The sequence below is a fragment of the Hyphomicrobiales bacterium genome (assembly GCA_002869065.1).
In the GTDB taxonomy this organism is placed as follows: Bacteria; Pseudomonadota; Alphaproteobacteria; order Rhizobiales; family Rhodobiaceae; genus Rhodobium.
Genome location: PKTR01000004.1, coordinates 111,959 through 124,461 on the forward strand (window position 1 = coordinate 111,959; position 12,503 = coordinate 124,461).

Here is a 12,503-nt window from a genome sequence, read left to right on the forward strand (position 1 = left end):
GCCGCGGATGCCCCGCACCCGCGTTGTCGAAAGGTCTGGCCGCGCGGCAGGCGCGGCCCGTTGTCGTGTTCAGTTCGCGTCGATGCCGACCGCCGCGAGGCCTGCCAGCGCCGCGCGCTTGTCCTCGTCGGCACTGCCGCCGGAAACGCCGATGCCGCCGACGAGCACGCCGTCGACACGGATCGGAAGGCCGCCGCCGAAGGCGGAAACGCCCGAGCGCAGCGCGATTCCGTCGCGACGTCAGATCCCATTCCGCTCAATGCTTCGCCGAGCGTATCGGTCGCCAGCCCGAAACCGGCCGCCGTGCGGGCCTTGTCCTGAGCGATGTTGGCCGACTCCAGGAACGCGCCCGGCGCTCTCAGAAAAGCGAGCAGATTGCCGCCCTGATCGGCGACGGCGACATTCAACTTGCAGCCGTCATCGAGCCCGGCCCGGATCGCTGCGGAGACGATCGCCTCCGCAGCCTCGAGGGTCAGCGTCAGTGAGGGTTCGGTGAGGCGCATGGCCCTGCCCTCTCCTTCGATCAGGTGTAGACCGAGGTGAACGCGCCGGCTTCCTCGCCGGTGTGATAGAAGATGCCGCGCCACAGCTGATCCTCGGACCAGGTGATCACCGGCATGTCCGGCTGGGCCAGATAGCCAAGGCCGGCGAAGGTCTCGATGCGATTGCCCGACGGGTCGAAGCAGTAGATCGTGTAGCCGCGGGTGATGCCGTGGCGCTGCGGGGTGACGTCCATCTTGACGTTGTTCATCGCCATGACGTCGGCCGCCTTCAGCACGTCGTTCCATTCGTCGAGGAAGAACGCGACGTGGTGCAGACCCATCACCGGACCGCCGACGAAGGCGAGATCGTGCGGGGTCGAGGTGCGGAACAGCCAGACGGCGGCGTTGATTTCCTGATTGGGGCCGACCGCAACGCGCTCGCTCATGTGGAAATCGAGCACCTTCATCATGAAGTCGGTCGATTCCTTGACCTTGTCGATGCCCTTTTCCGGGTCGAGTTCGCACATCAGCAGCGCATGGTCGAGCCAGTGCGCGCCGGCACCCTTCTTGTCCGTCGGCCACGGCGCCGGATTGGTCGTGCCAACCGACTTACCGACGACTTCCTTCTTGGCATAAAGGTAGAACTCATGGCCGCTCGGCAGGTTGAACTTCAGCGCGCGGCCGGTGTCGCGCAGGGTGCCCGCCGGCACTTCCTCAACGGCAACGCCATAGTCGGCGATGCGCTGCTTGAACTCATCGAGGTCGGAGTCCTTCTCGACCTTGTAGGCGATGTGGTTCATGCCGGCGCGATCGGACTGCGTCAGGATGACGGAGTACTTGTCCCATTCATCCCAGCCCTTGAGGTAGTAGTTGCCCGCATCGTCAACGTCGGTGCGGATCAGTCCGAGCACGTTCTCGTAGTAGTTCAGGGCCTCATCCATGTCCAAGACACGGAGATTGATATGCCCGATGCGCATCACTCCCATGGGTGTTTCTCCTTTACGAGGGCGGTTTTTGTCTCGTCGTTCCTGCTATCAGACCAGGCCGTATTTCTTTGGTTTGGTCAGTGCCTTTTTCAGCTTGCCGATCACCGAGACCTCGAGATCCGAGGTCGGCAGCGCCCGGCAGGCGAGAATGATTCCGTCGCGTTCTTCGGCTTCGCTGATATGGGCGCGGCTCATCGGCAACGTCGTGTAGGTGCCGCGCGTCACCTTGACCTTGCACACGCCGCAACCGCCGCCGTGGCACCCTGAAGGGATGCCCTTGCGGCCAAGCGAAACCATCGCGCCGAGAAGATGCTGGGAAGCCGAGCAACGATATTGTTCGCCGGTCTCAAGGATGGTGACCTCGAAATGCGGACCGACGGCGAACATCGTCCCTCTCCTCACCCGTGGCAGGCCGCGACAAGCCGCAGGCCGAAAGGCCGCGCTTGAACATACGGATGCCAATTCGTGGAAGTGCCGGGGATGACGCGCGCGGAGCCAGGCATTTCTGCCATTGCCGCTTCGAACTGGAGCGAACCTTGCTGCATCGCGCTGGCTCCGTTTCATCCCTGTTTCTGCCGCTTCTTGTTGTGTCGGCTAGTGACCGACCTCGCATGCGGCTGTGGTTGGCAGTGTGATACGGCGTAAAATTTCGGCGGTCAATCAAAATCTCGAGATTTTATATTTTTCCCAAAACATATTCACTTTATCGAAATTCACATCGGGTAGGCTTTCTGTTATGAAAGCACACGGACACCGTGCATCGCGAAACCTCGATTCCGGTGAAAAACCTAGGCAACGCGGACATTTGGCCGCGAACGGCTTTTGCGAGACGACAGAAACGGCATGGCACAGAGCATCACCATCGACGCGACGGCGGCACGCCAGGACGACCTGGAAGAAGAGCGTCGCTCAGCGCGAACCCTGGTCGACTTTGCCTACAAAAGGCTGCGCCGGGACATTCTCTGCGGTGCGCTGAAGCCGGGCGCCAAGCTGCGCGTCGAGCATCTGAAAAACGACTATGGCGTCGGCGCCGGCACGCTGCGCGAAGCGCTCTCGCTGCTGTTGTCGGATGCCTTGGTGACCTCGGAAGGCCAGCGCGGATTCCGCGTCGCCCCGATCTCCATGGACGATCTGCGCGACGTCACGCGCGTGCGCACGCTGATGGAAGTGACCGCCCTTCGCGAGTCTATCGAGAATGGCGATGACGACTGGGAAGCCGAGCTTGTCGCCGCCTATCATCGTCTGTCGAAGGTGGAAGAGCGGATGGACGAACACCGCCGCGCGCTCTCCGACGACTGGGAGGAGCGCAACCGCGGCTTCCACGAAGCGCTCGTCGCGGCCTCGAAGTCGAACTGGCTGTTCCGCCTGCGCGAGATGCTCTACCAGCAGTCCGAGCGCTACCGCCGGCTTGCGCTGGTCGAAAACCCGGTGCCGCGCGATGTCCACGCCGAGCACAAGGCGATCTTCGAAGCCGCCCTTGCCCGCGATGCCGACGAGGCGTGCCGGCTGATGACCGACCACATCGAGCGCACCTTCGAAGCGGTGTCATCGCTCGACACGGGCGAAACCGGCGACGCCTGAAATTCCCGAGTTTTATGAAGTATGTGGCGCGGGCGGAAAGACTGCCGCCCGCCTCTGACCTACTTGCCGAAGATCTCGGCGTAGCGCTCGGGCTTGAAGCCGAGCTCGATGGTGCCGCCCGTTTCGACAATCGGCCGCTTGATCATCGACGGCTTGTCGAGCATCAGCGCAATCGCCTTGGCCTCATCGAGATCGGCCTTCGCCTCGTCCGGCAACTTGCGGAACGTCATGCCGGCACGGTTGATCACCTTCTCCCAACCGGCAGAAGCGCACCAGCGCTCCAGGTCAGCCTTCTCGGCTCCGGCCTTCTTGTAGTCGTGGAAGAGGTAGTCGACGCCGTTGGCCTCAAGCCAGTCGAACGCCTTCTTCATCGTGCCGCAATTCTTGATGCCGTAGATCGTGACCGTCACGGTTCCGCTCCCGCAAAACGCCCCCAAGCCGCGCCGATCAAAACACTGCGTGTCCCGGCCGCTTTCCCATTCGATTGTTTCTTAGGCTGCGGGACCGCAGGAAATCAATCGCCTTGAATAACGGACACCCCGCTTCGCCGCGCTGCAATCAGACGGCATCGCCCGTGGCCAGAGCGTTTCGCGCGATGGTGACTTCTTCGTCCGCGGGCACGATCCATGCCGTCACCGGCGACAGCCGGATATGAAGCTGGAGATCCCCGCGGATATTCGCAGCCCTGTCGAGATACACACCCGCCCATCCGAGCGCGTCTACGATCCGGGCGCGGATCTTCACGTCGTTCTCACCAATACCGCCAGTGAACGCCACAGCGTCGAGACCGCCCATAGCTGAAATCATCGAGCCGGCGTGCCGCACGCCCCAATAACAGAAATGTTCGACCGCGAAGCAGCACTCGGCGCTGACATTTCTCTGCAGGGCAAGCATGTCCGCCGTCCCGCCGAGCGCCTTGAGGCCGCTTTCATGGTTGAGGAGCCGGGCAGCGCCTTCGATTCCGTGCTCTTCCACCAGACGCAGCACGGCGTTTCCGTCAATCCCACCGCACCGGGTTCCCATGGTCAACCCGTCCAGCGGGGAATAGCCCATGGTGGTTGCAACCGACATTCCGTCTTTGATCGCGCACAGGCTCGCACCATTTCCGAGGTGCATCGCCAGCAGCCGCCGCGGCAGAGGTTGCCCGCTGAGTTTGGGCAGACGTTCGACGAGCCCCGAATAGGAAATGCCATGGAACCCATAGCGGCGAATGCCCTTGGCGTCTTCGCTGGCCGGAATTGCATAGCGCAACGCCACATCCGGGTTGGTCGCATGAAATGCCGTATCGAAGGTCGCGAATTGCGGCAGGTCCGGTGCGATCGCCGCGATCGCGCGTATCAGCGCCAGATTGTGGGGATTGTGCAGCGGTGCGAGCGGTACGCAGGCCTCGATGGCCGCGATGACATCGGGCGTCACCCTGCAGGGTGCCACCAGATCGCGCCCGCCATGAACGACACGATGTGCGGCGCCGGCAATGGCATCAAAGCGGACGCCATTGCGCAAAAGCCCGGCGAGCAACGCTTTCACAGCGCTGGCATGATCGGGAACATCGCATTCCGCGCGCTCTTCTCCGATCGTCAGCAGGCCCCCGCTGCCAATACCGGACACCGAGCCCGACAATATGCGCTCAAGCTGCTGCGAGAACAGCGCGAACTTGATCGACGAAGCGCCCGCATTGAAAACCAGTATGCCACCGTGTTCCGTCATCGCCTGCTTCGACCGTTCTCGAGATCGGGACGGGGCCACTGCCCACGCACGGGCCCCTGTCCGGTTCAATCGACCATATCAGCGATGTCGATTCCGGCCACGCGGACCGGCTTTTTCATCGCATCGCGGCGGAACGGATCGCCCAGCTCCTGGTTGATCATCGCCTCGATCAACGTCGTCTTGCCGTGCTTCATCTGGTCTTCGATGGCCTTGTGAAGCGCCGCCGTCAGTTCGTCCATCGTGAAGACCTGGACGCCCTGCAGCCCGCACGCATTGGCGATGCCGGCATAGGAGACCTGTTCGTCCAGCTCGGTACCGACGAAATTGTCGTCAAACCAGAGCGTCGAATTGCGCTTTTCCGCACCCCACTGATAGTTGCGGAAGACGATCTGCGTGATCGGCGGCCACTCACTGCGTCCAATCGCCGTGAGTTCGTTGACGGCAATGCCGAACGCGCCATCACCCGCGAAACCGACGACCGGCACGTCGGGATGGCCGATCTTGGCGCCGACGATCGCCGGAAGGCCGTAACCGCACGGGCCGAACAGACCAGGCGCCAGATAACGCCGCCCGCCTTCGAAAGACGGATAGGCGTTGCCGATGGCGCAGTTGTTGCCGATGTCGGAGGAAATGATCGCCTCATTCGGCAGTGCCTGCTGGATCGCCCGCCACGCCATGCGCGGGCTCATCCAGTCCGGCTTGGCCTTGCGCGCGCGCTCGTTCCAGGTGGTGCCGGGATCGTCTTCCTCGTGATCCATCGACGACAATTGCTGTGCCCAGCGCGACCGGGTTTCGGAGATCCGAACCTTGCGCTCCGCGCGGCCCGCATCGCCCGCCGTCGCTGAAAGCTGGGCAAGGATACCGCGCGCCACCTTGGCCGCATCGCCGACGATGCTGACCGAGACCTTCTTGGTCAGGCCGATACGGTCGGGGTTGATGTCGACCTGGATGATCTTCGCGTTGGCCGGCCAGTATTCGATCCCGTATCCCGGCAGCGTAGAAAACGGGTTGAGGCGCGTGCCGAGGCACAGCACCACATCGGCGTCGCGGATCAGTTCCATCGCCGCCTTCGAACCGTTGTAGCCGAGCGGACCGGCATAAAGCGGATGCGAACCCGGGAAAGCATCATTGTGCTGATAGCCGACGCACACCGGCGCATCGAGGCGCTCGGCGAGCTCCCGGCTGGCGTCGATACCGCCTTCCGACAACACCGTACCCGCGCCGTTCAGGATGACCGGATTGCTTGCTTCCGAGATCAACTTTGCGGCTTCGGCAATTGAGTTCTCGCCGCCCGGCGAGCGTTCGAACGCAATCGGATCGGGCAGATCGATGTCGACCACATGGGTCCACATATCACGCGGAATGTTGAGCTGCGCCGGCGCCGAGGCGAGATGCGCCTTGGAGATCACCCGCGTCAGCACTTCGGCGACGCGCGTCGGATCGCGAACCTCTTCCTGATAGGCCACCATGTCCTCGAACAGCTTCATCTGTTCGACTTCCTGGAAGCCGCCCTGCCCGATCGTCTTGTTGGCCGCCTGCGGCGTGACCAGAAGCAGCGGCGTGTGGTTCCAGTACGCCGTCTTGACGGCGGTGACGAAGTTGGTGATGCCCGGACCGTTCTGCGCGATCATCATCGACATCTTGCCGGTGACCCGCGTGTAGCCGTCCGCCATCATTCCGGCACTGCCTTCGTGCGCACAATCCCAGAAGTGGATACCGGCCGCCGGAAACAAGTCGGAAATGGGCATCATGGCCGAGCCGATAATGCCGAACGCATGGCGGATACCGTGCCGCTGGAGAACCTTCACGAAGGCCTCTTCGGTTGTCATCTTCATAGCAATAGTCCTCTCGTTTTCCGTGTCTCCGGCCTTTCGACCGGCGTATGAAGTCCCGTGCCGGAACAGCACTGCCGTTCAGGTCGTGGGGTATTCCTGAAATGCTCAGGCGACTGCGGTTGCGGTTTTGATCAGGCTGGCGCTTCGCGCATCCGCGCTCGGCTCTTGAGCTGCGAGACGGCGAGCGCTGCAAAGCTCATGCACCCTATGGCGAGCATCGGGTATTCGATCGGCAGGGAGTCGATGTGCCTGAACACCGAATAGCCGAGCAGCATGACTGCGCTGAAACCCGCCATCAGCCGTTCCGTCGAGGAAAAGATCGTGATGCCGCAGCCGTAGATGACCGCCGTAAGCGCCGTCATGCCGAGCGGAACCGCAATGATCGTCCCCGCCGCATGCACCCAATTGTCCGGATGCAGCGTGAGCAGCGGATTGAAGATGATCAGATAGGGAATGATGAACCCCGAGATCGCCAGTTTCGCCGCCGACAGCGACGTCTTGAAATATGGCGCCCCGGCAAGCCCCGCACCGGCGAGTGCGGCAAGCGCAACCGGCGGCGTCAGCGAAGAGATCACCGCGAAATAGAAGGCGAAGAAGTGCGCCGCAATCGGTTCGACCCCCATGCGCACGACGATCGGGATAACGACGATCGCCACCAGCGTATAGGCAGCACTTGTCGGCACGCCGCAGCCCAGAACGATCGATACGATCATGGTGATCAACAGGCCGATCACGAGATTGCCCGCGCTGAGGATTTCGACCAGTCCGGCGATCTTGTTGCCAAGGCCGGTAGTAATCAGCGTCTGGGCAACGAGGCCGACGATGGCCAGCGAGATACCGATCTGCGCACCGACCAGCGCGCCATCGGCGATGCAGCGCATCAGCTTGCCGAAATCCGGCCGCGTCTCACTGCCGACATAGGACAACCCAATGGCGATGACGATTGCCCAGAATGCAGCCACGGCAGGGCTGTACTGCATGATCAGCATGGTGACCAACGTCGCCAGCGGGATGCCGAAAAGAGGCATTCGGCGCAGCAGCATCTTGTAGTCGACCGGTTCACGCGGCGCGTTGATATTGGTGCGCACGGCAAGGAACTGAACGCCGAGCATCACGCCCCAGAAATAGAGCACCGCCGGCAGCAGCCCCGCCAGCATGACCGTGTCATAGGAGACGCCGAGAAACGACGCCATCAGGAAGGCTGCGGCGCCCATGACCGGCGGCATCAGCTGCCCGCCCGTCGAGGCGGTCGCCTCGATCGCACCGGCATGGTGCGGCTTGTAGCCAACCTGTTTCATATACGGGATGGTGAAGGCACCGGTGATCGCCACATTGGCCACCGCAGCACCGGAAATCATGCCGATGAAGCCGCTTGAGACGACCGCGGTCTGACCGGGACCGCCACGGAACGCCCGCCCTGCGATCTTGCCGGCTTCAAGGAAGAAGTCGTTGACGCGGATGACGCCCAGCAGCGCACCGAACACCACGAACAGGAATATCTGGTTGGCGGAGATGCCAAGAAAGGTCCCGAATATCCCCGACAGGCCAATGCTCAGATAGGACACCACGTAGTCGACATTGAACTCACGATGGTAGAGCTGCCCCGGCAACAGATGGCCCCACACGAAATAGGCCACGAACAACCCCGCCACGATCGGCAGCGTGATGCCCCAGGCAACCCGCGTCCCCTCCACGACCAGGAAGATGAGAAGCAATCCGATGAAGAAATCCATCGGTTCGGGGAAACCGAAGGCTTCCTCAAGATGAACCACGTTGGCGAACACATAGACGGCACAGGCGACGCCGATCACCGCGAAGGCGGTGTTGAGGATCATCGAAAATCGTCCGCCTCGACCACGCGCATGGTTGAGGAACAGCAGAGCGAACGTGAAGCCGAGATGGATGGCCTGGTGTTCGTAGGAACTGAAGAACAGGTACTGCGTCGACACCATGTGGTAGGCGAACATCGCCAATCCCAACACAACGATCAGACCATCCAGCACCTTGAGCCTGATATCGGTCATGGCTCTGGTTCCTTTCGAGGAACAGACGGAAAATGGGCGTTTGCGAAGTTCATGGCGAGCGGCGGCGAACGAAACCGCCACCGCCCGCAATCATGAGCTTACTTGATCACGCCAGCTTCCTTGTAGGCGCGCAGCGCACCGGGATGAATGTCCTCCGGATCCCAGCCATAGACCATGCCCTCACGCGACATCAGCTTGCCGGTCGCGTGGTAGTCGGCGAACTTGTCGAGGTTTTCCAGCAGCATCTTGGTCACTTTGTAGGCTGCATCCTCGGAAAACTCCGGCGAAACCATCCAGGCAACGCTATCCGCGAAACCTTCCATCGGCTTGTCCATGCCATCGGCAATGCCGGCCGGCACGACGATATTGGCCATCGACATGCCCGCGGCACGCGCCTTGTCGACGTTCTCCTTGCCCCATTCCAGATGGCTGACCTTGCGCCCGGACGCCAGGAATTCCGTCGTCTGCGGGCTCAGCACCATTTTCTTGCTGACCGGATCGATATAGCCACCGATCACGCCGGCATCGGCCGTGCCATCAAGCAGCGCAGCAACAGATTCCTTGGTACCGACATAGGCGATGTCGACATCGGACTCCGTCATACCATAGCCGTCATGCAGGATGGCGGCCGGCTGCAGCGCCCAGTTGATCTGCGCGCGCCGTCCAAGCGCGACCTTCTTGCCTTTCAGATCCTCGACCTTGGTGATGCCTGCATCGAGTGATGCCAGCCAGATCGTGTTCAGATTGTAGTTGGCGATCAGCTTGAGGCCTTCGTACTTCTTGTCGAACGGCCCCGTGCCGGACTTGGCCAGACCCTGCACACCGCCGCCCGAGCCGACGATCATGCTTTTCTTGAGCTCCGGCTCCTTGTCGAGCTTCTTGATGTTGAAGACAAAACCCGGGCTCTCGGTATGCGTGATGACAAAGCCGGCATTGGCCTTCTTGGAAATGTCCTCAAGCGCCGAACCAAGGACGTAGGAGCCCGATCCGAACGGAGCGCTCATCAGGCTGATGTTCAGCACGTCGTCGGCTTTCGCGGTAGTCGGCGCAAAAGCCATTCCGGCAACCACGAGCGCGCCGAAGCCGACCGCGCCGGACAGTGCAAAATTCTTGAGTTTGTTGAAGTTCTTCATTTCTTTCCTCCCCTAAGAGTTTTCCGTCCGTTGTGCCGTTTTCCGGTCTTAGACAGGACGGAATTTCGGAATGCTGTAGTCGTCGCTGATGGGATCGAAATAGGCTGTCACCCGCAAACCCACCTGCATTGCCTCCGGCTCGATTCCGGTCACTTGCGCGTACATCCGTGCGCCGCCGTCGATATCGACGAGACACATGATGACGGGCAGTTCTTCCTTCCAACCGGGATAGTTCATCGCGACTGCGCGAGAGATCGTGTAGGAGTAGACTGTCCCCTCGGGGCGCATCTCGGTCCACGGAATGTCGCGCGACCCGCACTCGATGCACCACGGCTTCGGATGGAAATTCACCGTGCCGCATTTGCTGCATTTCTGCATCATCAGCCGCCCCTCATGGGCGCCTTTCCAGAACGGTTCCGTCAGTTCGTAGATTTCGGGAAGCGGCTTGGCTGGAAGTTCGCTCATGGCTCAGGCCCCCGATCCGAGAATAATGGAAATACAGCTACGTCCGGGCCGGCCATAAGGGATGCCGCCGAAGCCGCAGACGGCGCCGATCGACGCGTTCTGCACCTGACGGTCGCCGCCCTCGCCGCGAAGCTGTGCAACACCTTCGACCAGCGGCATGAAACCACCATTGGCGCCGCCGGGTTGCCCGCCCGAAAGTTGCCCGCCGTCGGTCGACAACGGGAAATCACCATCGAAACTGAGATTGCGTTCCTCGACGAAGCGCCCGCCGTGCCCCTTTTTGCAGAACCCCCAATCCTCGATCGTCATCATCGAAATGAACGGGTAGTCGTCGTAGGGCTGGAAGAAATCGATGTTGTCATGGGTGACACCGGCCATGTTCATCGCGACCGGAGCAGATTTGGCGAAGCCCGTTTCCGTTACGTCGGGGAACACCCGCGAACCCGGATAGTGATTGTTCTGTTCGCCAAAACCCAGCAAATAAACCGGCCGGTCGGTAATCTTTTTCGCCGTTTCCGCTGACGTGACGATATAGGCCAGCCCGCCGTTCACGATCGGCACGCAATCGAACAGCCGGATCGGATCGGAAAGAATAGGCGACGCCAGATAGGCGTCGAGATCGTAGCGCTCGCGATAAATCGCACCGGGATGCAGGGACGCGTGATAGCGGTTCGAAACCGCGATCTTGCCGAGCTGCTCAGGGCTGACGTCATACTGGTGCATGTAGCGGCGCAGAACGAGCGCAAACTGCGCGGTCGCACCCATGACACCGAACGGGCCCTGGAAATCCCAGTAGACACCGCGCGTACGTTCCGGCGAAAGCGGCAACCCCGGCGCGATGGACGGCATACCGAGCGGTGTATCGGCGCCGACGATCAGTGCCCGGTCGATGACACCGGCATTGATCAGCGCGGCGGCCCGGATGAGCATGGATGTCGCCGAGGAGCCGCCCTGGTCGCCACGGATCACCGCCCGCGGCGAGATGCCAAGATTTTCCGCCGTCGCAGCCGACCAGTTGACGGTATGCGCCACTTCGGCATGGGAAACGCCCAGGCCTTGATCGTCGAAGTCGTTCTTCGACATTCCCGCCCGTTCAAGCGCGAGTTCCGCCGCCCAAGCGATGTACTCGTCGACATTCAGAACGGGTTGTCCGGGTTTCAACCGGCTATATGGAGTTCGTCCATAGCCAACGATGGCGACCTTGCCCCGCATTTGCATGCCTCCCTGAACACAAGCGGCCTTACGGCTCTTGAAAAAGCATGCGAACCCGAAGATTATTTGTCTACTTTCTATGCAGAATAGACTTTATTGATGATCTGAATAATTCAAACCGGGGAGCGGCGATGAAACTGCGCAATATGGATCTCAACCTGCTCATCATCTTCGATGCGATCTATTCCGAGCGCAGCATCTCCAAAGCCGCAATTCGCCTCAATCTGTCCCAGCCCGCCGTCTCCAACGCACTCGCCCGCCTGCGCGATACGCTGGGTGACCAGCTCTTCAAGCGCGAGGGAAGCGGCATGTCACCGACGCCGCGCGCCAAGGCCCTGCGCGAGCCCGTGCGTCACGCGCTCGACACGCTGGAACAGGGAATGCGCGGCGACGACAATTTCGACTACGCCAATTCCAAGCGGGAATTCGTGATCGCCGCAGAGGACTACGGCGAAACCGTCATTCTCCCACGCTTCCTGGACTGGCTCAGCGAGGCGGCGCCCGACATCCATATCCGCATCCGCCCGGAACCAAGCGCCGAATTGCGCAATGAGTTGATGGAGGGCACGGTCGACCTCGCGCTCGACTATTTCTCCCTCAGCGGACAGGGTTTCAAAAGCGCTTGCGCCCTGACCGAGGGACTGGTCACGCTGGCCCGCCGCGACAATCCGCTGATCGGTGATCAACTGAGCCTCGACACGTTCATGAAGCTGCATCATGTCGTAATCGCACCACGCCGCAGGTCGATGCCGATGATCGACCTCGCCCTGGCCAAGCGCGGACTCGAACGGCACATCACCCTGACCGTCCCGCATTTCATGTCGATGCCGAGCGTGGTGCAAAGCTCGAACCTGATCTGCAGCCTGCCGCGCCGCATGGCGCATATCTACGCCGACCATTTCCGGCTGCGGACATACACCGTCCCGATACACACGCCGGAATTCCCGATCTACATGATCTGGCACGAGTCCCTCGATACCGATCCGGGCCACATCTGGCTGCGTGAGCAGCTATTGGCTTTGTGCAACACGGTCTAGAGACCGGCCACCATAATTATTCACATCAGTGATATTGAACC

At 61.4% G+C, this 12,503-nt stretch carries 11 protein-coding genes and 1 pseudogene; 2 read left to right on the forward strand and 10 right to left on the reverse strand.

Annotated elements, in window-relative coordinates; all coding sequences use genetic code 11:
- Positions 1-69: 69 nt before the first annotated feature.
- From C0606_13010 to C0606_13020, 3 genes and pseudogenes are all read right to left on the reverse strand, one after another.
- A pseudogene (locus tag C0606_13010) lies at positions 70-503 on the reverse strand (cobalamin adenosyltransferase).
- Positions 504-523: 20 nt separating this feature from the next.
- Positions 524-1,468, reverse strand: a complete 945-nt coding sequence (locus C0606_13015; GenBank protein PLX36736.1) for a catechol 2,3-dioxygenase — start codon at positions 1,466-1,468, stop codon at positions 524-526.
- A gap of 48 nt (positions 1,469-1,516) precedes the next feature.
- Complete coding sequence (locus tag C0606_13020; protein PLX36737.1) at positions 1,517-1,855, reverse strand: ferredoxin; 339 nt, start codon at positions 1,853-1,855, stop codon at positions 1,517-1,519.
- Positions 1,856-2,311: 456 nt separating this feature from the next.
- Here C0606_13020 and C0606_13025 point away from each other — a divergent pair, with 456 nt between their 5' ends.
- Entirely contained in the window at positions 2,312-3,049 is a 738-nt protein-coding gene (locus tag C0606_13025; protein ID PLX36738.1) for a transcriptional regulator, read from the forward strand.
- Between the two features lie 59 nt (positions 3,050-3,108).
- On the opposite strand, the gene C0606_13030 is transcribed toward C0606_13025, so the two are convergent.
- From C0606_13030 to C0606_13060, 7 genes are all read right to left on the reverse strand, one after another.
- The gene (locus C0606_13030; protein ID PLX36739.1) at positions 3,109-3,459 is read right to left on the reverse strand and encodes an arsenate reductase; all 351 of its coding nucleotides are present in this window, start codon (positions 3,457-3,459) and stop codon (positions 3,109-3,111) included.
- A gap of 148 nt (positions 3,460-3,607) precedes the next feature.
- On the reverse strand, positions 3,608-4,756 hold the full coding sequence (locus tag C0606_13035; GenBank protein PLX36740.1) for an acetate kinase: 1,149 nt from the start codon (positions 4,754-4,756) through the stop codon (positions 3,608-3,610).
- 65 nt (positions 4,757-4,821) lie between these two features.
- Positions 4,822-6,591 carry a sulfoacetaldehyde acetyltransferase gene (xsc, locus tag C0606_13040; protein ID PLX36741.1) on the reverse strand — a complete coding sequence of 590 codons (1,770 nt, stop codon included), beginning with the start codon at positions 6,589-6,591 and terminating at the stop codon, positions 4,822-4,824.
- A gap of 131 nt (positions 6,592-6,722) precedes the next feature.
- Positions 6,723-8,606: a C4-dicarboxylate ABC transporter gene (locus C0606_13045; protein ID PLX36927.1), complete on the reverse strand. Its 1,884-nt coding sequence runs from the start codon at positions 8,604-8,606 to the stop codon at positions 6,723-6,725.
- A gap of 107 nt (positions 8,607-8,713) precedes the next feature.
- Entirely contained in the window at positions 8,714-9,748 is a 1,035-nt protein-coding gene (locus C0606_13050; GenBank protein ID PLX36742.1) for a TRAP transporter substrate-binding protein, read from the reverse strand.
- Positions 9,749-9,796: 48 nt separating this feature from the next.
- A complete protein-coding gene (locus tag C0606_13055; GenBank protein PLX36743.1) occupies positions 9,797-10,213 on the reverse strand; it encodes an acyl dehydratase in 417 nt (138 codons plus the stop codon).
- A gap of 3 nt (positions 10,214-10,216) precedes the next feature.
- Complete coding sequence (locus C0606_13060) at positions 10,217-11,296, reverse strand: acetyl-CoA acetyltransferase (protein ID PLX36744.1); 1,080 nt, start codon at positions 11,294-11,296, stop codon at positions 10,217-10,219.
- Between the two features lie 260 nt (positions 11,297-11,556).
- On the opposite strand from C0606_13060, the gene C0606_13065 reads away from it, so the two are divergent.
- Positions 11,557-12,462 (forward strand): LysR family transcriptional regulator, encoded by a 906-nt coding sequence (locus tag C0606_13065; GenBank protein ID PLX36745.1) that lies wholly within the window; start codon positions 11,557-11,559, stop codon positions 12,460-12,462.
- Positions 12,463-12,503: the final 41 nt, after the last annotated feature.